Source organism: Mycobacterium sp. IDUB_37 (assembly GCF_055419245.1).
The window spans coordinates 229729-251133 of sequence record NZ_JBVAXG010000007.1 but is presented as its reverse complement, the minus strand read 5'-3'; the positions used below and the strand labels follow the sequence as shown (position 1 = coordinate 251133).

At 64.2% G+C, this 21405-nt stretch carries 23 protein-coding genes; 12 read left to right on the top strand and 11 right to left on the bottom strand.

The features are described from left to right. The first annotated feature begins 279 nt into the window (after positions 1 to 279). On the top strand, positions 280 to 1272 hold the full coding sequence (locus tag ACZY1I_RS23190; RefSeq protein WP_463757721.1) for a stage II sporulation protein M: 993 nt from the start codon (positions 280 to 282) through the stop codon (positions 1270 to 1272). Between the two features lie 72 nt (positions 1273 to 1344). On the opposite strand, the gene ACZY1I_RS23185 is transcribed toward ACZY1I_RS23190, so the two are convergent. The 5 genes from ACZY1I_RS23185 to ACZY1I_RS23165 are packed head-to-tail and all read right to left on the bottom strand — an operon-like array spanning position 1345 to position 6795. After that, positions 1345 to 2667 carry a DUF58 domain-containing protein gene (locus tag ACZY1I_RS23185; RefSeq protein ID WP_463757718.1) on the bottom strand — a complete coding sequence of 441 codons (1323 nt, stop codon included), beginning with the start codon at positions 2665 to 2667 and terminating at the stop codon, positions 1345 to 1347. Then, positions 2667 to 3662 carry an AAA family ATPase gene (locus ACZY1I_RS23180; protein ID WP_463757716.1) on the bottom strand — a complete coding sequence of 332 codons (996 nt, stop codon included), beginning with the start codon at positions 3660 to 3662 and terminating at the stop codon, positions 2667 to 2669. Before ACZY1I_RS23180 ends, ACZY1I_RS23185 begins: the two co-directional genes overlap by 1 nt. Further along, the gene (locus tag ACZY1I_RS23175; RefSeq protein WP_463757713.1) at positions 3659 to 4810 is read right to left on the bottom strand and encodes a DUF4350 domain-containing protein; all 1152 of its coding nucleotides are present in this window, start codon (positions 4808 to 4810) and stop codon (positions 3659 to 3661) included. The genes ACZY1I_RS23180 and ACZY1I_RS23175 overlap by 4 nt, the downstream gene beginning before the upstream one ends. Then, a complete protein-coding gene (locus tag ACZY1I_RS23170; RefSeq protein WP_463757709.1) occupies positions 4792 to 5442 on the bottom strand; it encodes a DUF4129 domain-containing protein in 651 nt (216 codons plus the stop codon). The genes ACZY1I_RS23175 and ACZY1I_RS23170 overlap by 19 nt, the downstream gene beginning before the upstream one ends. Positions 5443 to 5460: 18 nt before the next feature. Continuing rightward, on the bottom strand, positions 5461 to 6795 hold the full coding sequence (locus ACZY1I_RS23165; protein ID WP_463757959.1) for a DUF7847 domain-containing protein: 1335 nt from the start codon (positions 6793 to 6795) through the stop codon (positions 5461 to 5463). 120 nt (positions 6796 to 6915) lie between these two features. Between ACZY1I_RS23165 and ACZY1I_RS23160 the strand changes: the two genes are divergently transcribed. The 7 genes from ACZY1I_RS23160 (at position 6916) to ACZY1I_RS23130 (ending at position 12749) form a co-directional block, all read left to right on the top strand. After that, a complete protein-coding gene (locus tag ACZY1I_RS23160; RefSeq protein WP_463757707.1) occupies positions 6916 to 7380 on the top strand; it encodes a GatB/YqeY domain-containing protein in 465 nt (154 codons plus the stop codon). Between the two features lie 541 nt (positions 7381 to 7921). After that, positions 7922 to 8908, top strand: coding sequence for an LLM class F420-dependent oxidoreductase (locus tag ACZY1I_RS23155; protein WP_463757704.1), 987 nt, complete (start codon positions 7922 to 7924; stop codon positions 8906 to 8908). 134 nt (positions 8909 to 9042) lie between these two features. After that, entirely contained in the window at positions 9043 to 9972 is a 930-nt protein-coding gene (locus ACZY1I_RS23150; protein WP_463757701.1) for an SRPBCC family protein, read from the top strand. A gap of 2 nt (positions 9973 to 9974) precedes the next feature. Next, positions 9975 to 11144 carry a zinc-dependent alcohol dehydrogenase gene (locus ACZY1I_RS23145; RefSeq protein WP_463757698.1) on the top strand — a complete coding sequence of 390 codons (1170 nt, stop codon included), beginning with the start codon at positions 9975 to 9977 and terminating at the stop codon, positions 11142 to 11144. Between the two features lie 13 nt (positions 11145 to 11157). Continuing rightward, positions 11158 to 11718, top strand: coding sequence for a type 1 glutamine amidotransferase domain-containing protein (locus tag ACZY1I_RS23140; RefSeq protein ID WP_463757695.1), 561 nt, complete (start codon positions 11158 to 11160; stop codon positions 11716 to 11718). Positions 11719 to 11820: 102 nt separating this feature from the next. Next, positions 11821 to 12510: a HemK2/MTQ2 family protein methyltransferase gene (locus tag ACZY1I_RS23135; protein ID WP_463757693.1), complete on the top strand. Its 690-nt coding sequence runs from the start codon at positions 11821 to 11823 to the stop codon at positions 12508 to 12510. Next, the gene (locus tag ACZY1I_RS23130; protein WP_463757689.1) at positions 12507 to 12749 is read left to right on the top strand and encodes a CDGSH iron-sulfur domain-containing protein; all 243 of its coding nucleotides are present in this window, start codon (positions 12507 to 12509) and stop codon (positions 12747 to 12749) included. The genes ACZY1I_RS23135 and ACZY1I_RS23130 overlap by 4 nt, the downstream gene beginning before the upstream one ends. 5 nt (positions 12750 to 12754) lie before the next feature. Here ACZY1I_RS23130 and ACZY1I_RS23125 read toward each other — a convergent pair whose 3' ends face one another. Genes ACZY1I_RS23125 through ACZY1I_RS23100 form a run of 6 tightly spaced genes read right to left on the bottom strand, consistent with a single transcriptional unit; the run spans position 12755 to position 18379 of the window. Then, positions 12755 to 13765: an iron-containing redox enzyme family protein gene (locus ACZY1I_RS23125; RefSeq protein WP_463757686.1), complete on the bottom strand. Its 1011-nt coding sequence runs from the start codon at positions 13763 to 13765 to the stop codon at positions 12755 to 12757. 50 nt (positions 13766 to 13815) lie between these two features. Further along, a complete protein-coding gene (locus tag ACZY1I_RS23120) occupies positions 13816 to 16038 on the bottom strand; it encodes a SpoIIE family protein phosphatase (protein WP_463757683.1) in 2223 nt (740 codons plus the stop codon). Then, on the bottom strand, positions 16035 to 16661 hold the full coding sequence (locus ACZY1I_RS23115; RefSeq protein ID WP_463757681.1) for a SpoIIE family protein phosphatase: 627 nt from the start codon (positions 16659 to 16661) through the stop codon (positions 16035 to 16037). Before ACZY1I_RS23115 ends, ACZY1I_RS23120 begins: the two co-directional genes overlap by 4 nt. Beyond that, positions 16651 to 17064 (bottom strand): anti-sigma regulatory factor, encoded by a 414-nt coding sequence (locus tag ACZY1I_RS23110; RefSeq protein ID WP_463757678.1) that lies wholly within the window; start codon positions 17062 to 17064, stop codon positions 16651 to 16653. The genes ACZY1I_RS23115 and ACZY1I_RS23110 overlap by 11 nt, the downstream gene beginning before the upstream one ends. Then, a complete protein-coding gene (locus tag ACZY1I_RS23105; protein ID WP_463757674.1) occupies positions 17054 to 17455 on the bottom strand; it encodes an STAS domain-containing protein in 402 nt (133 codons plus the stop codon). The genes ACZY1I_RS23110 and ACZY1I_RS23105 overlap by 11 nt, the downstream gene beginning before the upstream one ends. Before the next feature lie 39 nt (positions 17456 to 17494). Then, positions 17495 to 18379: an STAS domain-containing protein gene (locus ACZY1I_RS23100; protein ID WP_463757671.1), complete on the bottom strand. Its 885-nt coding sequence runs from the start codon at positions 18377 to 18379 to the stop codon at positions 17495 to 17497. A gap of 189 nt (positions 18380 to 18568) precedes the next feature. On the opposite strand from ACZY1I_RS23100, the gene ACZY1I_RS23095 reads away from it, so the two are divergent. The 4 genes from ACZY1I_RS23095 (at position 18569) to ACZY1I_RS23080 (ending at position 21359) form a co-directional block, all read left to right on the top strand. Continuing rightward, positions 18569 to 18937: an STAS domain-containing protein gene (locus ACZY1I_RS23095; RefSeq protein WP_463757668.1), complete on the top strand. Its 369-nt coding sequence runs from the start codon at positions 18569 to 18571 to the stop codon at positions 18935 to 18937. A gap of 307 nt (positions 18938 to 19244) precedes the next feature. Further along, positions 19245 to 19643, top strand: a complete 399-nt coding sequence (locus ACZY1I_RS23090) for a heme-binding protein (protein ID WP_463757666.1) — start codon at positions 19245 to 19247, stop codon at positions 19641 to 19643. A gap of 78 nt (positions 19644 to 19721) precedes the next feature. After that, positions 19722 to 20228, top strand: coding sequence for a DUF6328 family protein (locus ACZY1I_RS23085; protein WP_463757663.1), 507 nt, complete (start codon positions 19722 to 19724; stop codon positions 20226 to 20228). Between the two features lie 75 nt (positions 20229 to 20303). After that, the gene (locus tag ACZY1I_RS23080) at positions 20304 to 21359 is read left to right on the top strand and encodes a DNA topoisomerase IB (RefSeq protein WP_463757660.1); all 1056 of its coding nucleotides are present in this window, start codon (positions 20304 to 20306) and stop codon (positions 21357 to 21359) included. The last annotated feature ends 46 nt before the right edge of the window (positions 21360 to 21405 follow it).

Here is a 21405-nt window from a genome sequence, read left to right as displayed (position 1 = left end):
GATCGCCGCGGTGCCCATTGTGGCGACCCGCTTCGACTCGGCTTTCGCCGAGCCTTGCGATCGCCGCGGTGCCCATTGTGGCGACCCGCTTCGACTCGGCTTTCGCCGAGCCTTGCGATCGCCGCGGTGCCCATTGCGGCGACCCGCTTCGACTCGGCTTTCGCCGAGCCTCGCGATCGCCGCGGTGCCCATTGCGGCGACCCGCTTCGACTCGGCTTTCGCCGAGCCTCGCGATCGCCGCGGTCGAGCCTTGCGATCGCCGCTGGGTAGGCTGCGCAGGTGGACGTCGACGCGTTCTTGCTAACCCACCGAAGCACCTGGGATCGCCTCGACCAGTTGATCAAAAGGCGCCGCTCGCTGACCGGCGCCGAGATCGATGAACTGGTCGAGCTTTACCAACGTGTGTCCACGCACCTGTCGATCTTGCGATCGGTGTCCTCCGATTCGCTGGTGACAGGTCGGCTCTCGAGCCTGGTCGCCCGGGCACGGTCCGCCGTTACCGGCGCCCACGCGCCACTGACCAGCACGTTCGTCCGCTTCTGGACGGTGTCTTTCCCGGTCGTCGCGTATCGGGCCTGGCGCTGGTGGCTGGCGACGGCGGTCATCTTCTTCGCCGTCGTGGTGGTGATGGCCGTCTGGGTGGCGGGCAGCCCGGAGGTGCAGTCCGTCATCGGAACACCCGCCGACATAGACGAATTGGTCAATCACGACGTCGAGTCCTACTACAGCGAGCACCCCGCAGCGGCCTTCGCGTTACAGGTCTGGGTGAACAATTCATGGGTGGCCGCCAAGTGCATCGCGATGTCGGTGGTGCTGGGGCTGCCAATACCTTTCGTGCTTTTCGAGAACGCCGCCAATGTGGGAGTGATTGCCGGATTGATGTTCCAGGCCGGCAAGGGTGGCTTACTGTTGGGTTTGCTGCTGCCGCACGGATTGCTTGAGTTGACGGCGGTGTTCCTGGCCGCGGCAGTCGGGATGCGGCTGGGATGGTCGGTGATTTCGCCCGGTGACCGGCCGCGCGGGCAGGTGCTGGCCGAAGAGGGACGCGGAGTCGTTTCTGTTGCTGTCGGGTTGGTCGGTGTTTTGCTGGTCTCGGGGCTGATCGAAGCGATGGTGACGCCGGCGCCGTTGCCGACGTTCGCGCGCATCGCTATCGGAGTGATCGCCGAGGTCGCGTTTTTGTCCTACGTCGTGTACTTCGGGCGTCGCGCAGTAGCCGCCGGCGAGACCGGCGATATGGAAGACGCTCCCGACTTCGTCCCCACCAGTTGAGCGCGCGCCGATGGTGAATCTCACGACGAGACACGCCGTCAAGGCGTCGCAGGATTCACGATGGGCGGCCGATTACAGCTGGCCGGTGGCCTTCATCGACAGATAACGGTCGGCAAGCCCGGGCGCGATCTCGGTAGGCGGCGCGTCCACCACTTCCACGCCATTGCGCCGTAGCCGAGATGCGATCGCGCGCCGCTCATTTCGGGATCGCTCCGCGGCTGCTGCGTCGTACACCGCGGCAGCGTCCGAACGTCCAGCGGCCAGTTGGTCAACGCGCGGGTCGGCGACGGCGGCAACCAGCACGTGGTGTTTGGCTGACAACTGCGGCAGCACCGGCAACAGGCCCTCGTCCAGGGCGGTCGCGTTCAGGTCGGTCAACAACACCACCAGCGACCGCCGCCGGGTCCGACGCAAGATGGTGGCCACCATTGCCCGCCAATCGGACTCGATGAGCGTCGGCTGTAGCGGAGCCATTGCGACTACCAACTGGGCGAGGAGTTCGGTGCGCGATGCCCCAAAGACCGCGGCCCGGCTCACCCGGTCGTGGGCCAAGAAGTCGACGTGGTCACCGGCCCGCGACGCCAGCGCCGCCAACAGCAGCGCGGCGTCCATCGACCAGTCCAGCCGGGGCCACCCGGCAGGATCTGCCGCAGTCGGGTCGACGCCGACGCGCCCCGCCGTCATGCGCCCGGTGTCGAGCACGATCACCACGCGGCGGTCGCGTTCAGGACGCCAGGTTCGCACCATGACGTCGGTGCGACGTGCGCTCGCCCGCCAGTCGATCGAGCGGACGTCATCGCCGACGACATACTCGCGCAACGAGTCGAACTCGGTGCCCTGACCGCGGATCAGCGTGGGCAGCAGCCCGTCGATCTCGCGGAGTTTCGCCAGTCGTGACGGCAGGTGCTTGCGGGACAGGAATGGCGGCAGGACCCGGACCTGACCCGGCACCGCCTGTGAACTCTGCCGTCCCGCGAATCCAAGGGGGCCGATCGACCTCGCCGTCACCAACGCCGCACGCTGGTCGCCACGCCGAATCGGCCGCAGGAGGGTGTCGACGTGCTGTCGCTGGCCGGCGGCAATGACCAGTCGGTGACTGCGTGGCTCGGCGCGCGCGCTGGGCGGCCACGCGTCGCGCACCTGGCCGCGGAACCGGCGTCGGCCATCGTTGTGAATCAGTAGGCCGGCTTCAACCGGCTGACCCAGCCGGGCTGAACTATCCGGCGACCGGGTCAGCCGGAGTTTCCGGGGGCTCGCCGCCAGCGCGATGTCAACGCTCACCGCTAGCACCAAGGCCATCAGCAGTCCGACGAAAGCGCTTGCCGGCCAGGGGGATACCGCGATCGGCAAAACAAAGATCAGCGCCATCAATCCCGTGCGCCCGGTGAGGATCACTAGCGGGGCACCGGAACCGAGGCCAATATTCCGTCCAGGACGCCATCGGGTGTGGCGCCCTCGAGCTCGGCCTCCGGACGCAGCATGATCCGATGCCGCAACGTCGGCCTTGCCATGGCCTTCACGTCATCGGGCGTGACGTAATTCCGTCCCGACAGCCAGGCCCAAGAACGTGCAGTCCCCAGCAGTGCGGTCGCGCCACGCGGTGAGACCCCCAATTGAAGCGCGGGGGAGGAGCGGGTGGCTCCGACGATGTCGACGATGTATCCGAGTACTTCGTCGCCGATCAGCACCTGACGCACCGCCTCGCGCGCGGCCGCCAATTCAGCCGGCCCGGCCACCGCCGTGATCGCGGACAGATCGCGCGGGTCGAAGCCGTGGGCGTGCCGATTGAGGATGGCGATCTCCGCCTCGCGTGGTGGCAGCGTCACGTTCAGTTTCAGCAGGAAACGGTCGAGTTGGGCCTCGGGTAGCTGGTAGGTGCCCTCGTACTCGATCGGGTTCTGCGTCGCGGCGACGATGAACGGGTCGGGCAGCGGTTTGGGGTCGCCGTCGATGCTGACCTGGCGTTCTTCCATCGCTTCGAGCAGTGCGGCCTGCGTCTTGGGTGGGGTGCGGTTGATCTCGTCGGCCAGCAGCAGGTTGGTGAACACCGGGCCGGGCCGGAAGGCGAACTCGGCGGTGTGGGTGTCGTAGACCAACGATCCGGTGATGTCGCCGGGCATCAGGTCCGGGGTGAACTGCACCCGCTTGAACTCGAGCTGCAGGGCGGCGGCCAGGGCGCGGACCATCAGGGTCTTCGCCACCCCTGGGACGCCTTCCAGCAGCACGTGGCCGCGGCACAGCAGCGCGATCACCAGACCGCTGATCACTCCGTCCTGTCCGACGACGGCCTTGGCGATCTCAGTGCGCAATCCCAGCAATGCCTCGCGGGCTTTGTCTGCCTGCGGGGACTGGGCGGGCGGGGTTTGCGGGCCGGGGGGAGACTGCGTCACGAGTGGGTGACCTGCCTTTCGATGTCGTCGAGCGCGCGGGCTAGGTGTAGTAGGTCGTTGTCGTCGGCCGGTGGTGGCCCGAACAGGTGATGCTGGATGACGGTCCAGTCAGTCCCGCTGCGTTCGGCGACCGTCATCACTATCGCGGGCGGGTCCGCGCTGGGCCCGAGGCCGAGACGGGGTACCAGCCGTTGCAGCGTCGCGGTGCGTAGTGCCTCGGCGGCGCGGTCCCGTGCCCGTCGGGATCGGTACAGCCGGCCGCGGCCTTCGACCGTCTCGGATGCGCGTACGACGACGGGCAGCTCCTCGGCTACCAGCGGGCCGATCCGCCGGCCCTTCCAGAGAGCCACCAGGAGCACGACCAGCCACAGCTGCCAGACGATCCATGTCACGTTCTCCGGAATCATGTCCATGATCGATCCCGGCTCGGTGGTGTGTCCCTCCACGCGTTGAGGCGCGAACCAGATCACCCGGGGGCGCGAGCCTGCCAAGTTCATCGCCAACGCAGCGTTGCCCTCTTCGAGCAGGCCCTCGTTGGTCATGAAGTGGCTGGTCCCGACGACGGTGACCGTCCTGCCGGCGTCCCGGTAGCTGACCAGTGCGCCGCCGTAGCAGCTGACCAAGTTCAGGTCGCTCTTGGTCCGGTAAGAGTCGCTCGGTCCAAGGCTGGCCACACCAGCTCGATTAGCTTGCGGCAGTGAACAATTCGGCTGATCTTCGAACTTGTTGGCAGTTCCCACCCGCAGGCGGGGCGTTAACGCGGTGCGTGCCCGAGAGGTGGGGTCTACCAATAAGAGGTCCCCTGGGACGTGGGCGATCCGGTCCAGCAGTCTGTTGTCGGTCAAGTACTGGGTTTGCGCCATCACCAGGAGGGTGTCGGAGCGTGCAGCTTGCTCGACGTCGGCGACGGACTTGGCGACGACGACATCGACGCCGCCCTCGCTCAACAGCGTGACGAGTGCGTGGGCGCCCATCGGACTGGTGGCTTCCGGATCCATCGTTCCGCCGGGTCGCGGTGCGGTCAGGTAGGTCGTGATCGACGCGATGATCGCGAGGGCGATCAGCGTGAGCAGGACCCCACGCCATGGGCGTCGTTGCCGGACGGGGGTGGATGCGGGACGGGTGGTGGTCACCGGATCTGCGCCCACGAGTCCGGCGCCGGGGATTGCGCTACCGCCGATGCGGCGGTGGATCGCGAACGCAAGTGGTCATCGAGGTCGGCGATCATCTGGTAGGCGGCCTGGGTGCCGGGTTGCTCGCCGTAGGTGACGTCGTTGAAAGCGGTTGCTGCCTGCGATAATTCACCGGCTAGGTGAGGTAAAGCCTCGCCGGCGTCGGTGGCCAGTTCGTTGGCGGTGCGGCCCGGAACCTGGGTCAGCACGCCCGTCTCTTCTAGCTCGCGCGCCACCGCACGTAACCGGTGTCTGATGGCCGCGGCCCAATTGCCTTCGGCCGCAAAGTTTTCGGCTGTCGCCCGGTGCTGGGCGGCGGTCAACTGGCCGACGCCGAACAGTTCGTAGTCGCCACCGCGGTTGGTCACCATGGTGCGACGCGCGATATGCACGGCGACGATCAGTCCGATCACGACCAAGATCAACAGCACGGTGACGGTGAACCAGCCGCCCGATATGTGCGAGCTCTTCTGCAGCAGTCGCATGAAGAACTCGCTGATCTTGTCCATGATCATGTTGGTCACCGACTGCTTCGGATAAATCGGTTTGTTGAGTTCGCGCTGGGCGGCCTCGTGCGCTGCATCGCGATCGATGTCGATAGATGGCATTGTCAGCTGACCAATCCGCTAGTACGACCGCGTGAGCCAGAGATTGTCGGTCGATTCCACCGCGGCGGGCCCGCCGGCCGCACCGGTCTGCAGCACCAGGTCGAACGCCTCGGCGCGAATCCGCCGGTCGGCATATAGCAGCACGACGACGCCCGCAACGAACGGCGCTGTGACGATCTGGCTGAGGGCGCCTCCGATGGATGTCAGCGTGGTGCCGACCAAAAGCATCGTGGTGCTCGACGACCCGCCCACCAGCAGGACCTGGCCGACGATGCTGAATGGAGCCGAGATCGCGCCACCGACAATGCCGACGACGAGGGACGCCAACAACTGGATGCCCAGAACCCGCCAGAAGGCGTTGCGGACCAGCGCGAAGGAGCGGGTAATGGCGTCGAAGACCGGCATCCTCTCCAGCACGATCAGCACCGGGGCGAACGTCAATGTGGTGTAGCCGTACGCCAGCCCTGCGGCGACCACGAAAAACAACCCGAATCCCAGCAGCACCGCCGCGCCGGTACTGGCGGCCGTCGCTACGCCGATCAGGATCACCACGACCAGACCGACGACCACCGCCAGGCCGACGCCTTCGAGCAACGCCAGACCGAGCAGCGCGAGTATCCGACCGCGGACTTTGGCCCAGGCTTCGCTCATAGTGATTGGGGAACCGAACACGGCACGGCCGACGATGACGGTCAGCATGCCGCTGAGCAGCATGCCGCCCAGCCAGCTGACTAGTGCGCTGCCGCCCAGCGACGCTGTCCATCCACCCAGCGCGGCCAGGCTGGCTTCGGACCGGTTCGACTCCATGTTGCTAGCGGCGGTGAGCGGACCGATCGTGGCCAGCAACGAGATGACCTGCATGACGATCACGACCAGGGCGGTCAAGCCCAGCGTCGGCTTCGGGTTGGCGCGGATGTAGCCGACCGCGCCGTTAAAAATATCGCTCAGGGTCAAGGGCCGTAGCGGAATGATGCCGGGTTTGACCGCGCCGGGGATGAGCGGCGGCCCGAATGGCATGCCTTGGGGTGCGCCATAGCCGAGAGGTGCGCCATAGCCGGGGGGCGGACCGTAACCGGGAGGCGGGCCGTAGCCGGGCGGCGGACCGTAACCGGGCGGCGGACCGTAGCCGGGCGGCGGGCCGTAGCCGGGCGGCGGACCGTAACCGGGCGGCGGACCGTAGCCGGGCTGCGCGCCTCCGTACGCCGGCGGCGGCCCGTATGCGGGGGGCGGGGCGTACGCCGGGGGCGGGGCGTACGCGGGGAGCGCGTCATAGGCCGGGGGTGACCCGTCTTCAGCAGTCCCGTGGCCGGAGTCGCCCGGGGCGTCAGGCGGCAGCGTGCTCACCGTAGGCAGCGGCTGTCGTCGTGCGTCATGTGATCCATCCTGTCGGCGTTCCGTGCTTCTCTCACTTTAGGTGTCCGTGGCACCTCAGGGTCGCGTTCGCCGAGCGTAGCGGCGCGTAGCGTCTCAGAGATGGCGGAACTCAAATCCCGGCTCCGGTCGGACCTGACCCAGGCGATGAAGACCCAGGACAAGTTGCGCACGGCAACGCTGCGCATGGTGCTCGCGGCGATCCAGACCGAGGAAGTATCGGGCAAGGCGGCCAGGGAGCTCTCCGACGACGAGGTGCTCAAGGTGTTGGCCAAAGAATCTCGCAAGCGTGGCGAGGCGGCCGAGATCTACACGCAGAACGGCCGGGGCGAGCTCGCCGCGAACGAGCATGCCGAGGCGCGCATCATCGACGACTACCTGCCGACGCCGCTCACCGACGCCGAAGTCGTCAATGTGGTCGAAACCGCGATCGCGCAGGTGGCCGAATCGATCGGGCAGCGGCCATCCATGAAGCAGATGGGGCTGGTGATGAAGGTGGCCACGGGAATCGCCGAGGGCAAGGCGGACGGCTCGCGATTGTCGGCTGCGGTCAAAGACCGGCTCTGACCCGCTGTCGCGCCTTGATCGTGAGACCGCAGAACCCTCCTGGGCTGCGACTTTCCTTGAATGGTCTTACGATTCGGCTAACGAGGCAGCGGCGCGAGAGCGCTGTCGTCTACCAGAGATAAGGGATTCCAAGATGAAGACGAGAGTATTGATGACCGCAGCGGCTGCCTTGGCCGCTGGTGTCATGTGGACCACGCCATCGGCCTCGGCCGATAGCGACTATTGCAATTCGCTTCCCACCGCTGCTCAAGTTCACGATTGCAGCTGTGGCTTCGACAACGCCCCAGGTAGTCAGGAGTACAAGGACTGCCTGCATGGAGCCGTTGCACCTGGCCGGGCGGGCTCACCGCCGCCCGCGTCACCCGCGCCGCCTGTGCCGCCTGCGGCGCCCGAGCCGCTCGAGCCGCCCACTAGTCCCTAGCGCGCACGGCGCGCCCACCGGGGTACGGCGAAGCGAGAGAGGACCCCGCACCGTCCTGATCAGGAACGGACGGCGTCGGCAGCGTCGTTTGCCGCCGGCCCGCCCGGGTAACCGTCGGGTATGCCACGGTTCGGTTACACCTTGATGACGGAGCAGAGCGGTCCGAAAGAGCTTGTGCGTGATGCTGTTTCGGCCGAGCAACGAGGCTTCGACTTCGAAGTATGTAGTGATCATTTCTCGCCGTGGCTGGCTTCGCAGGGCCATGCTCCCAATGCGTGGGCAGTGCTCGGCGCGGTAGCGCACGCCACCGAAAGTGTGGACTTGTACTCCTATGTGACGTGCCCAACGATGCGATATCACCCGGCTGTCGTCGCGCAGCAGGCGGCTACCGTGCAGATCCTTGCCGACGGGCGATTCACCCTCGGCCTCGGCAGCGGCGAGAATCTCAACGAGCACGTCGTCGGAAAGGGATGGCCTACCGTCGAACGTCGTCAGGACATGCTGCGCGAGGCGATCAAGATCATTCGCGAGCTATTCGGCGGCGAAACTGTGGACTTCCGCGGCGAATACTTCCAGGTGGATTCCGCTCGCTTGTGGGACCTGCCCGAAGCGCCCCCGGCCATCGCAGTGGCCCTGGCGGGCGCAAAAGGTGTCGAGAAGCTCTCCAACCTGGCCGATCACCTGGTAGCGGTGCAACCCGACAGAGATCTGGTGGACTCTTGGCTCGCTGCGCGCCAAAGTCGCGGCTTGCCCGGCGTCGACCGGGTGATCGGGCAGCTGCCGATCTGTTGGGATCCCGACCGCGACGCGGCCATCGAACGCGCGCATGACCAGTTCCGCTGGTTCGCGGGCGGCTGGTCTGTCAACGCGGACTTGCCCACCCCCGCAGGATTTGCCGGGGCAACACAGTTCGTCCGGCCCGAGGATGTGGCCGACAGCATCCCCTGCGGGCCGGATCTGGACGCGATCGTGGAGGCGACGCGCCCGTACTGGGAAGCCGGCTTCAGCGATATCGCACTCATCCAGATCGGCGGCGAAACCCAGGAGCAGTTCCTCAAGGAAGCTGCCGAACCACTGCTCGACGCGCTGCGCAGCGTCGCCAATTGAGATAGCAAGAGTTTGGGTGGCCTTCGGGCGGGTATCGCTGCGATAGGAGCGGCAGCCAATTCCGCTTCGAAGCGGTGGACACCACCAGGATGTCGTGCCGCCGCCAAATCTATTGCGGCACAAGGAGTTTAGCTATGACCGTTTCTGCTGCGGGTGCGACGACGGCTCTGGTGAAGGCCTTGGGAGCGGCGAGTCTAGGTCTGGGGGCTGCTGAAATTCTTGCGCCTGCAAAAGTCGCAGCACTCGCCGGCGTCGACAACACTGGTCGGTCACGGCTGATCATCCGTGCACTTGGCGCCCGCGAATGTGGCCATGCGGCAGCGTTATTACTCGGTCCGCAGAACTTGGCGTGGACCCGCGTAGCGGGCGATCTGCTTGACATCGGTTTCTTGTCAGCGGGCGTCGCGCGGCGACCGTCTGGACGACGGACTCGTGGTGTGGCTGCTGCCCTCGCGCTAACCACCATCGGCGGCGTCGACTTGTACGCGGCACTACGCACCACCCGCGGCGACAGTCCCCGCCACGCGAACGGTCATCGCCATCACATGCTGCGTGCCTCGATAACCGTAATGCGGACTCCGGAACACGTTTACGGCTTCTGGCGCAACTTCGACAACCTGCCGGCATTTATGTACCACCTGAAATCGGTGACTTCCCAAGATGATGGGCGGTCGCACTGGGTGGCCAATGCGCCCGTGGGACAAGATGTGCAATGGGACGCCAAGATCGTGGAAGACCAGCCGGGGAAGCGGATCTCCTGGCAATCGTTGCCGGACTCGGGATTAGAGAACGCAGGCAGCGTCGAATTCGCATCCGACCACGAGGGGAAGGGAACCGAGGTTCGCGTCACCATCGCGTACCAAATTCCGGGCGGGGTGTTCGGCAAGGCGGCGGCAACACTGCTGGGAGAGTCTCCCGAACAACAAGTCAACGACGACCTCCGTCGCTTCAAACAGATTATGGAAACCGGCCAGGTGCTCCGCTCCGACGGATCACCGGACGGGACGGTCGCATTCCGGCAGATGCATCAGTTGCCGGCTCAGCCAGTCAGCGAGGCAGGCTAACAATGCGAGCCACAGTTTACGCGGGCCGCAATAACGTTGAGGTGCAATCGGTCCCCGATCCCAAGATACTCAACGATCGCGATGCCATTGTGCGGATCACCTCTACCGCCATCTGCGGATCAGATCTGCACCTCTACGACGGCTACATCCCCACCGTCAAACACGGCGACATCCTTGGACACGAATTCATGGGGGAAGTCGTCGAAGTCGGAAGGGGTGTCAACAATCTGGCCGCCGGAGATCGGGTGGTGGTGCCATTTCCCATCGCGTGTGGAGCGTGTTCGGCCTGTGAACGCGATCTGTACTCACTGTGTGAAAACTCCAACCCCAACGCGGGTATCGCAGAAAAACTTATGGGACATTCGCCCGCGGGCCTTTTCGGTTACTCCCACATGTTGGGCGGATTTGCCGGGGGCCAAGCCGAATACGCGCGAGTGCCGTTTGCGGACGTCGGTCCGATGAAGGTCGAAGACGATCTCACTGACGACCAGGTTCTTTTTCTATCCGACATTCTGCCGACCGGCTACATGGGTGCGGAGATGTGCGGCATTGTTCCTGGCGACGTGGTCGCGGTGTGGGGCGCCGGACCGGTGGGCCTGTTCGCCATGGTAAGTGCGCTGTTATTCGGTGCCGCGCAGGTGATTGCGATCGACAGGGTGTCGTACCGACTCGAATTGGCGAAGAATCTGGGCGCAACCCCATTGAACTTCGATGAGACGTCAGTACTTACCCAGCTACGGGATATGACTGCCGGCCGCGGGCCCGATCACTGCATCGACGCGGTGGGCATGGAGGCGCGTAGCGGCTCGGCAGTGGTAGACGCGTACGACCGAGTCAAACAGGCGGCACGGATGGAAACCGAACGGCCGCAAGCGCTTCGGGAAGCGGCAATGAGTTGTCGCAACGGCGGCACCATCTCGGTGGTCGGTGTGTATGGGGGAATGATGGACAAGTTTCCCATTGGCGCCGTGATGAATCGTTCGCTGACTATCAAGACGGGCCAGTGCCACGTTCACCGGTACATGCGCCCGCTGCTCGAGCGAATTCGAAGCGGTGAGATCGACCCGACCGTAATCATCAGTCATCACATGCGACTCGACCAAGCACCGTACGGGTACGAAATCTTCAAGCACAAGCAGGACGGCTGCACCAAGGTGGTCCTCAATCCGTAGAGGAGTTTGATCGATGTCAAATCAATTACAAGGCAAGCGGATTGCCTTTCTTGCAGCTGACGGCGTGGAGCGGGTCGAACTCGAGGAACCGCGAAAGGCGTTGCAGAACGTTGGCGCTGAGACCGAGGTGCTGTCGTTGGAATCCGGCGAGATCCAAGCACGCGACCACGATCTCGAACCTTCCGGAACCTTCGCGGTCGATCGCAAGGTATCCGATGCCTCGGTGGACGACTACGATGGCTTGATACTGCCTGGCGGCACGGTGAATCCAGACAAACTTCGTGCGGACAAGTCAGCGGTCACCTTCGTTCGTGACTTCGTCGACTCCGGCAAGCTTGTGGCCGCGATTTGCCACGGGCCGTGGACGCTGGTGGAGGCCAGCGTGACGGCTGGCCGAAAAATGACGTCTTATCCGAGTATTCGCACCGATCTGCGCAATGCGGGTGCACGGGTTCTGGACGAAGAGGTCGTGGTCGACGGCAACATAATCACGAGCCGGTCGCCAAAGGATCTTGCCGCATTTTGTTCAGCCATCATTGAGCATCTCGCCGGCTTATCAACCCGTTCGTCGTAACATCCACGGCGCGAACGCGTTCTGTTTAGGCACCCATTTTCCGGGCACTAGAGGAGCAGGTCGTAACCATTGCGGCCGCGCTCAAAGTAAAGGGAGAGCTGCGTGACGCTCACTTACCCAGTGCCAGGCGAGTCGTTGGTCGTCGACCGGGTTTATCAGCCCCAATCCGATTCGTACCTGCTGGTTGAAGCAATGCGACAGACGGGTCTTATTCGTGGACGCAGGGTGCTTGATCTGTGCACCGGTTCTGGATACGTCGCAATAGCGGCGGCCCAAATGGACTGTGCCAGCATCACTGCCTTCGATGCCTGTCCCCATGCGGTCAGTTACGCGCGGAGCAACGCGGCCCGCGCCGGCGCGGACGTTGATTTAAGGCATGGCTCGTGGGTAAGGGCGCTGGACTGCGCGCCGTTCGATGTAGTCGTGTGCAATCCGCCCTATGTGCCTACCCCTTGCGTCGATGACGTCGACGCGGCCCCGGTCGCGGGCCCCTCCTGGGCCTGGGATGCCGGTCCGGACGGACGACGCATCTTGGATCCGCTCTGCGACGCGGCGCCGAAGTTGTTGCGCAGCAAGGGCTCGATGATGCTGGTGCATTCGGCGCTTGCCGGCGCGCAGCAGTCTCTGAACGCATTGCGGGCCGCTGGACTGGACGCCGATGTTGTTGCCGTGAAGCAGATTCCGTTCGGCCCGGTGCTGACGGCGCGAGCTCAATGGCTCGAGAGGACGGGGCAGATTGAGCGCGGCTGCCGTGAGGAAGAGCTGGTAGTGATACGGGCCGATAAGCCATGACGACACGAGTCCAAGTGGTGCGCAACGGACCCGTCCTGGTGTCGGGGCCGGTGCGTATCGAGACACCTGATGGCGGTGTCGTCGAATCCAATAGATTCATGGTGGCCATTTGTACCTGCGGCCGGAGCCGCGAGTACCCGATGTGTGACACGAGCCATCGACGGTGCCGGCGCACCAAGGTCGAGCGCGCCGCCAAGACCGACCGCGCCGCAAAGGTTCACGACCCAAAGGCCGAGTGACCTTTTCAGCTCAGCGGACGCCTTAACGAACTCTCGCCGCGTCGCCAACAGGCCATCAGCGTGTCCGCCAGTCGGTTCTCGACGGCGGCGTTCGCGCGCATGCCGAAGACGATGTCGCGATCCAGCTGCGGTTCACGAGCCACCAAGTCGCTGACCAGGTTCAATCGCACAACTTGTTCGTGCACTGCGTCAGCTTCCACATGCTCACGGTAGAACCCAACGCACTCGACTGGCGCCTGCATCCTTTGCAGTGCATCAACCATGCGGCGCGACCCCGGGGGCGAGGTGATCTCGGTGGACGCGAAATGTCCAACCGAGGCACCACGCCACCGGCGGTGCAGCCCGAATAGAGACATCAAATTCACCACGGCCAGCGATTCGGCGGGCACCCAGGTGAGGTAACCGAGATAGGTTGAGTCCAGATCCGCCGCGTCCAGAAGATCGGCGAATAATTGCTGGTGCATGTGCTCTCCCCGCCCGGCGCCGTACTCGTCAAACTCGACAGCGACGAAGGCCGCCTTCGCGGGGCCGGTCAGGCGGGGAATCGTGAACGCGTGCGGATCACCTTCTTTGAGGTGATACAGCGATCTGTGCACGAAGTACTCGCGCATCTGTTCCCAGGTGCCCGCGTCGCGCAGAAAATACGACGGCCCGTTGCCGTCGGTGGGTTCGATTGACAGCGATTCGATTTCGTCCGCAGCAGTCCAGGCCGGGTCGATTTCGCCCACGTCCCGGCGCACGCCGGACAGGAACACCCGCTCCAGTTCGGCCCGCAGCGCCAACAAGGTGGGATTCCACTCCCAAGCCGGGTCGACCGAGGCAAAGCCGCGGTAGTGCAGTTCGTAGCACATGTACAGCGCCAACTGCAGATCAAGACCGTAGGGATCGGAGTCGCGTACCGATGCGCCGATACGGCCCGTCAGCTCACGGGACGGAGGTGCGGTCAAGGTGCGGCGTACTGCCGTCGACAACGGGCCGTGTGCCGCCGGCAAGACGGGTTCGACAGTGATCGACATTTGGGTCACACCGTCGTTTACCCGTCTGCCACGCAGACAAACGATGCGGGCTACTCGCCGCCGGCCGGGGCGATCCGGAACACCAAGTCGATGACAGTGCCTCTGGGGCGGCTCTCAATCTCCATGGACTCGCTCATCGCTCGCATCAACAGCAAGCCGCGGCCGCCGTTGCCAGGTCTGTCGGTCGGTGGTTTCCATGAACCCGAATCTACGATTCGTGCGCGGATCTCGCCGTCTTCGGCCTCCATCTCGAGCCGCATCTTCCCGACGTCATGTCCGACATACGCGTGTTCGACGCAGTTGGTGCATGCCTCGCTGATCACCAGCACGATGTCGGTGGCTTGCGGCTCTTGCACCCCGGCGGCCTGCAGCCAGGAAATCAGCCGCCGCCGAATAGGCGCCAATTGTTTTGGTGTGGCGCTGGTTTCGCTGATCAGCGGTGCCAGTCGATGCCGGTACAAGACCATCGCGACGTCGTCATCGTAGCCGTCGGCCGGCGCCAGTTGGTCCAGTATGGCGTCGGCTACGGCGCCGATCGGGAGATGGACAGAATTAGTCAGGACATCGGCAACGCGTGCGAGTCCATCGTCGATTGACTCGTGTCGCCGCTCGACCAGGCCGTCGGTGAACAGCATCAGTGTCGAACCCGGCAGCAGCAATTCGGACGTTTGCGGACGGGTCTCGTTGCGGCGGACAGCAAGTGGCACGGACCGCGCGCCATTCAGCATCCTGGTTTCCGTGCCCGGTTCACTGCTGACGAGAACGGCGGGCATGTGGCCGGCATTGCTGTACTCCAAGACCCCGGAGTCGGTGTCCAGAATCGCCAGGAAAACCGTCGTGCAGTACGCGTCGGGAATCATCGACGCCGCCCTGTCCAGTTGTTCCAGCAGCACCGCAGGTCGCGAACCGGTGAGCAGTAGCGCGCGCGATGAGCTTCGCAGCTGACCCATGATTGCGGCTGCCGGCAACCCCCGGCCCACGCAATCGCCCACGACGATGCCGATGCGGTTGTCGTCGATGGCGACGACGTCGTACCAGTCGCCGCTGATCTCCAACGGTTCGACGGCGGGTTCATATCGCACCGCAAATCCCGGCGGCGGCTCCATCGGAGGCAGCATGGCTCTCTGCAACGTCATCGACGTGTCCCGAGCACTTTCGAACTGGCGGACATGCTGGATGGCCAGGCTCAGGTGGCCGATCAGCACCGTGACCAGCAGCCGATCCTCGGGGCTTACCCAACGCGGCAGTCGAAGTTCCAGCCAGAGCGCTACGTCGGCGGTGCCGGACAGCATCGCTACCAGCCCCTGGGTCTTTCCCGGATCGTCGGACCACTCAACAACTTTCGCGGTCAGTGGCAGCTGATGACGGGCGTCCTGGATTGTCTGCCGTAACCGCGGATCCATTGTGCGCCAGTTTGATACGGCCGGAGTGCCAGCCGTTTGCACGCTCGGTTCGCCATCACCCGAAGGCCACATCACCGCGACGACACGCTGTACATCGACCGCGGTACGGCATTCGTCGAGGGTGATCGCCAGCACCTCGGCGACGCTCTTGGCAACCGCCACCGAGGTGGCCAGGCGTAGCACGGCGCCTTCCCGGGCGGCGAAAGCGCGGTCCGCAGTGATGTCGCGGACCGTGCCGACGTACACATCGTGCTCTTCTTCGGGTTCACGAACTGCGTTGATGCTCACCGCAATCCACGCTTGGTGCCCGCTTTGATGGCGGACGGGCATCTCGTACTGGGCACTGCCGTCTCGTCGAACCCGCTCTTGGTGTTGAGCAGCGATCTTCTTGTTGACCAACCAGGGATGGGGCCACCGGTAGGGCAATCCTTCCGGTGGGTAACCGAGGATCTCGGCGAACGCGCTGTTCATCTCCGTCACCGCACCGTCTTTGTCGGCGACGAAGAATCCCTCCTGCAACGAGTTCACCAGTGCGGAGCGAAACCGGTCTCGCTCGGCCAGGTCCTGCGCGCGGGCCCGTTCCGCCGCGTATCGCCTGGTGCCATCCATGAATCCGCGGGTTGCGACGTCGAGTGGAGCCAGTGTCTGGAGCACGAATTCCAGCGCAGTGCCGCGCTCGACAAGCGAGGTCTTCGAGAGTTCTTCGAGCAGCGAAAAGGTGTGCTCGATGATGTCGAGCATGCTGATTTGTTCCTGCAGCGCTCGGCGGCCCAGTTCATGACCGATGGCGAGAAAGTCCTCGTCGCGGGTTTCGAGGTAGCTCTGCAGCGCGGCCCGATACTGAGCCTGAAAGTCGCCGGTGAAGTTCATGCCGGGATGCCTCGATGACGCGCGGCGAGCACCATGGCGTCGTCAGTTTCCTTGGCGTGCTTACTCAAAATGTGCTCGGCGATATCGGTGGCGGAAGCCGCGAAGTCGATATGGTCGACATAGTCTTCGGTGATGCCGTCACTGACGATGACGAGCAGATCGCCGGTTCGTATCGAAACTACCTGTGCGGGGCTGATTTCGGGAATGCGATAGCCGACGATGCCACCTACCAGGCGCGCGCTGGAGCGCACCTGGATACCGCTCGCGGTCTTGGCCACCAGATTGGCGCTGACGTTGCCGATCCCGGTCCAGCTCAAGTCGCCGCTGTGAAAATCGATGCGTGCCAGGGTCATAGCGGCACCACGGGTTCCGGTCAAAACGCGGTGCGAGAGCTGGACCAACACCTCGAGGCGCTCGCCTGGGGCGCCCTTGAGTGCATCGGCCGCCGCGAGTGCCGCACTCGCAGCGTCCGGCCCATGGCCGAGACCGTCGAGAACGGCGAACAACGCACTGTCGCTGTCAATCCCCATGACGATCGACTGGTCGCCGCAGGCCTGCTCACCCGGGCGGGACCGGCCGGCAATCGCCCATTCGATCGGCCCTAGGCGGCCGTTATCGCGCACGGGCGGGGACCCATTTCCACATCTCGATGACCGTGCCTTGGCCGAGAGCGGATTCCACGACCAAGCGGTCCATCAGTCGTCGGCAGCCCGGCAAGCCCATGCCGAGCCCGCGACCGGTGGTGTAGCCGTCCTCCATGGCACGGTCTATGTCGGCGATGCCAGGGCCGTCGTCTTCTGCCCGGACCACCAGAGCCTTGCGGCCCTCCCGGTCGGCAACTCCGACGCGTACCTCGCCGCGCCCGGCGTAGCTGGTGATGTTGCGCGCGATCTCCGAGATCGCGGTGGAAACCATGGTGACGTCGGTCAGTGAGAAGCCGAGATCCAGTGCGAGTTGGTGGCCGGCTTTGCGGGCCGCGACGATGTCGTCCGACGTGTTGATCGCGACCACGGTCTCACCCGCCACCGTCGCGCCCGATCGTCTGTTTGCCCAGTGTCAGACCCAGGCCTAGTTGCTTGTTCAGCAGCGCCAGGCCCTCTTCGAGGTCTAGCGCGGTACTCATATCATCAAAGGCCAGCCCGAGTTGCACCATGGCGAACGCCACCTCAGGTGGCAAACCCACGATCACAGTGGTGGCCCCGCGCAACCGGGTCATGTGCGCGATTGTCCGTAGCGACCTGGCCGCGAACGAATCCATCACGTCAATGGCGGTGACGTCGACAACGATCCCCTGCGCGCGAAACCGGCTGACCCGCTCCATCAGGTCTTCCCGGAGCCGCTCGGTGTCTGAGTCGGTCAAGGCGGCCTGAACCGTCGCGATCAAGATCGCGCCCTGTTTCAAGATCGGTACTGGCATGGCTTGCGGTAGATGTCCTTACCCGGTTGCGGGAGCCGGTTAGTCGCCGGTGCGGGTGACTTCGTAGCCGAGCAGACGTTCGGCTTCTTCGATGCCGCCCTGCAAGTCGCCGACGGCGTTCATCTTCGACAGGTCCAGGCCGATTGTCACCAGGGTCAGGGCAATCTCAGAGGAAAGACCGGTGATGATCACGCTGGCGCCCATCAGGCCCGATGCATCGACGGTCTGCACCAGGTGGTTGGCCACCGTGGAGTCGATGGTCGGCACACCGGTGATGTCGATGACCACGACCTTGGCGCGGTTGGCGCGAATGGCGCGCAACAGTTGTTCGGTGACCTGCCGGGCGCGCTGGCTGTCGAGCACGCCGATGATCGGCAGAATCAGCAGCTGCTCGCGGACTTGCAGCACCGGCGTCGACAGCTCGCGGATCGCTTCCTGCTGCTGACGGATGATGCGCTCACGCTCTTGGACGAAGCTGACACCCACGGTGTTGGCGATACGGTTGGCCGCCGGTTCGTACGCGTCCAGCACGCGGTTCAGCATGTCGAACTCGGTCTGGTATTTCTCGAACAGCGAGCGCGCCAGCACGTCGCGCAGCAGCAGCACGATGCCGAGCACCTCGTCGGTCTCGACCCCTCGAGGAATGATGCGCTCGGAAAGGTCGCGAGCGTAGTCCTGCAGCGCCTCGACGCTTCCTGTCTCGAGCACCTCGACATAGTTGTCATACACCGCCGTCGCCTCGGAAAAGATCTCCTCGGGCGTCATTGCGGTCAGCAGTTGCGCCTCGGTGATCCGGCGCGCCCATTCTTCACGGAGAGCGGTTCGGTTACGACGCAGGTGCTGAACCAATTGCGGCAGCAAGCCTTCGCTGGAAACGCCGATCGTCGAGTTGGTGCTGCTGAATTCTGTCGACGAATCCGACATCTGCCCTCCAAGCCCGTACAGCCCCTCGAGGCTTACACCAAGTGCTGCCTCGCGCTACGCGGGGCGCAGGTCCTATGGGGAGACTAGCCTGGGCTTGCAGGTGGGGCGTGTTGAGGTCTTCTTCTTCTCGCGGTAGGCGCAGCAGGCTAGGCTTGCACCACACCGAAGGCTTAGACGAAGGATCGCCAGTTGTCAGCTCCTGATTCGATCACCGCCACGGTCGTAGACCACGACGGGGTCGTCGTGCTCAGTATCGGCGGCGAGATTGACCTGGTCACCGCGCCGGCTCTGGAAGAGGCAATCGCCGCTGTACTCACTGATAATCCGGTAGCACTGATCATCGATCTGTCGGCGGTGGAGTTTCTCGGTTCGGTCGGGTTAAAGATTCTTGCAGCGACTTACGAGAAATTAGGCGACGCGGCGGAGTTTGGTGTGGTCGCGCGCGGCCCGGCAACCAGGCGGCCGATTCATCTGACCGGCCTGGACAAGACTTTTGCTCTGTATCAGTCGCTGGATGACGCCCTGGCTGGGGTGCGGGACGGCAAGCTCAACCGCTAGTCGGCGCACGGCACCATTAGAGATAACGGTTGAGTCACGAAACTTGGTCACAATCGCTTAAGAACTCGCGGCCTTTTCTGAGAATTCTCATCAAATGGCCGATCCTTTGCTCGTTCGCTCAGTCGTAGGCGTCACTCGAGTTCCTCGTGTCACAGTGTCACCAGTTGCGGACTTCTTTTCGTGGCCGCTATGTGTGAGCTACCGCGGAGCAATCGTTTTCGCCTGGGTACGTTGGATTCCAAGGGCGTCGGGAGCCTAAACGGGGAGTCTTGAGCGATAGTTCACTCATTCGGAGGAACAAATCATTATGAAATTCAGCAGTATCGTCGCGCCTCGGCGAGTTGCCGGTATCAGCGCGGGTTGTCTGCTCGGGGGATTTGCCATCGGCATTGTCGGCGCACCGTCGGCCGCAGCAGCACCTGACTGCAGCCCGGAAGGAGTCAACGCCACCGTTTCGTCGGTCACGGGCGCTGCGCAGCAATACCTGGGTGCCCACCCAGGCGCCAACGAGGTGGTCTCGGCCGCATACGGTCAGCCGCGAGGCGACGCGTCGGCCAACATTCGGGGATACTTCACCGCCCACCCGAACGAATACACCGACTTGCGCGGCATCCTCGCGCCAATCGGAGACACCGAGCGTCAGTGCAATGTTTCGGCACTGCCGCCGAATCTGGAATCGGCCTACCACGAGTTCATGGCGGGCTGATCCGCCCGGAGACTCCGGAAAACCACGAACGACCCGCCACAACGATGTGGCGGGTCGTTCGCCTTTTAGGATTGCCGGGTGGATGTCGATCATCCGGCGCGCGACCAGGAATGGGATCGCCGGGAGCGCGGTGAAACCGAAATCGAACGCCTCGACCGGAATTGGAACAGCCTGTTGCAAGAGCTGCGGGTGGTGCAGACCGGTGTGCAACTCCTCACCGGGTTCTTGCTGACCTTGCCGTTCCAAACTCGTTTCGACGTCTTGGAAGCCGACATGCGGGCCGTTTACCTTATGACCGTGGGTTGTTCGGTCGGCGCCACGGTTTTGTTGATCGCCCCGGTTGGCCTGCACCGTCTGCTGTTCCGGCGCCACCGACTGTCGGTGTTGGTATCGGCGGCGCACCGATGTGCCTTCGCCGGGCTGCTGCTGTTGGGTTTCGCATTGACCGGGGTGACGACGATCATCTTCGACTCGGTGGCCGGAACCGCCGCGGGCATCGGCGCCGGCGCCTGCGCGCTGGCACTGCTGGTGGCCTGCTGGTGGCTGGTTCCGTTGTTGCTGCGCACCCGCGACGTGCAGGTGTAGCTGCCAGGCAGCAAGGGTAATTCTGCGTTCAGCCGACTCAAGCCGATCGAAGTCGGGGGACGGTGGAGGACTGAGATGCGGCTACGCCGCAGCGTGCTGAGCAAGCCCGGCATCACCCGCAAGCGCCGGGGCAAGGGCTTCTCCTATTACGGACCCGACGGTGAGCCGTTGTCCGATGAGCTGGCGCTGCAACGAATCAAGGATCTGGTCATCCCGCCGGCTTGGAAGAAAGTGTGGATTTCGCAATATCCCAACGGCCACATTCAGGCTGTCGGCACCGATGCGGCCGGGCGCCGTCAGTATCTCTACCACCAGAGGTGGCAGCAGGAGCGAGCCGAGGAGAAGTTCGATCGTGTTCTGGCGCTGTCCAAGGAGTTACCCGCCTGGCGCGCCCAGATTGGGCGCGATCTGGCGGGTCGGGGCCTTAACCGGGATCGGGTTCTGGCATTGGCGTTGCATCTGCTCGATCTGGGGTACTTCCGGGCCGGCGGCGAGACGTACGCCGAGGAGAACGAGTCGTACGGGCTTGCCACCCTGCTGTGTGAGCACGTAACGGTGCGTCGCGACGCGGTGGCTTTCGACTACCCGGCCAAAAGCGGAGTGCAGCGCAGGTATGAGATCGAGAATGCCGAAGTCGTGCGGGTGGTGCGGGCACTCCAGCGCAGAACCGATTGCACCGAACGATTCTTGGTGTTTCGCAACGCTTCCGGTTGGGTGGAGATCAGATCGGACGACCTGAATAAGCGCTTCAAAGAATTGGTCGGCAACGACTACAGCGTCAAAGATCTACGAACCTGGCACGGCACAGTGTTGGGTGCCACCGCGTTTGTCGACGCCGATCCCGCGGTGTCGCAGCGGGTGGCCAAACGCGTCGAGGCCGCGGTGATGCGGGAAGTATCCGAGGAGTTGGGAAATACACCGGCGGTGGCGCGTAGTTCGTATGTGGATCCGCGGGTGGTGACCGGTTACCGGCAGGGTCTGACCATCGCTGCGGCGGCGAAGCGCGCGGAGCGCGCCCGCAAACCAGGAGCCGCACAAGAGATCCTTGAAAAGGCAACCCGCAGCTTGATCCGTCGAGTTGCACAGAGCAGCAGTGCATCCGGGACTTCGGAACTGGCCAAGACGGCCTGACACACGCCGTTGCCGGTGGCCATAAAACGCATCAAGGATCCGCTAA

What these genes read in the sequence shown, in the direction of transcription:
- ACZY1I_RS23170 (WP_463757709.1), bottom strand. Translation starts at nt 5,442, where the DNA reads ATGCCATCTATCGACATCGATCGCGATGCAGCGCACGAGGCCGCCCAG.
- ACZY1I_RS23160 (WP_463757707.1), top strand. Translation starts at nt 6,916, where the DNA reads ATGGCGGAACTCAAATCCCGGCTCCGGTCGGACCTGACCCAGGCGATG.
- ACZY1I_RS23155 (WP_463757704.1), top strand. Translation starts at nt 7,922, where the DNA reads ATGCCACGGTTCGGTTACACCTTGATGACGGAGCAGAGCGGTCCGAAA.
- ACZY1I_RS23150 (WP_463757701.1), top strand. Translation starts at nt 9,043, where the DNA reads ATGACCGTTTCTGCTGCGGGTGCGACGACGGCTCTGGTGAAGGCCTTG.
- ACZY1I_RS23145 (WP_463757698.1), top strand. Translation starts at nt 9,975, where the DNA reads ATGCGAGCCACAGTTTACGCGGGCCGCAATAACGTTGAGGTGCAATCG.
- ACZY1I_RS23140 (WP_463757695.1), top strand. Translation starts at nt 11,158, where the DNA reads ATGTCAAATCAATTACAAGGCAAGCGGATTGCCTTTCTTGCAGCTGAC.
- ACZY1I_RS23130 (WP_463757689.1), top strand. Translation starts at nt 12,507, where the DNA reads ATGACGACACGAGTCCAAGTGGTGCGCAACGGACCCGTCCTGGTGTCG.
- ACZY1I_RS23125 (WP_463757686.1), bottom strand. Translation starts at nt 13,765, where the DNA reads ATGTCGATCACTGTCGAACCCGTCTTGCCGGCGGCACACGGCCCGTTG.
- ACZY1I_RS23120 (WP_463757683.1), bottom strand. Translation starts at nt 16,038, where the DNA reads ATGAACTTCACCGGCGACTTTCAGGCTCAGTATCGGGCCGCGCTGCAG.
- ACZY1I_RS23105 (WP_463757674.1), bottom strand. Translation starts at nt 17,455, where the DNA reads ATGCCAGTACCGATCTTGAAACAGGGCGCGATCTTGATCGCGACGGTT.
- ACZY1I_RS23100 (WP_463757671.1), bottom strand. Translation starts at nt 18,379, where the DNA reads ATGTCGGATTCGTCGACAGAATTCAGCAGCACCAACTCGACGATCGGC.
- ACZY1I_RS23090 (WP_463757666.1), top strand. Translation starts at nt 19,245, where the DNA reads ATGAAATTCAGCAGTATCGTCGCGCCTCGGCGAGTTGCCGGTATCAGC.
- ACZY1I_RS23080 (WP_463757660.1), top strand. Translation starts at nt 20,304, where the DNA reads ATGCGGCTACGCCGCAGCGTGCTGAGCAAGCCCGGCATCACCCGCAAG.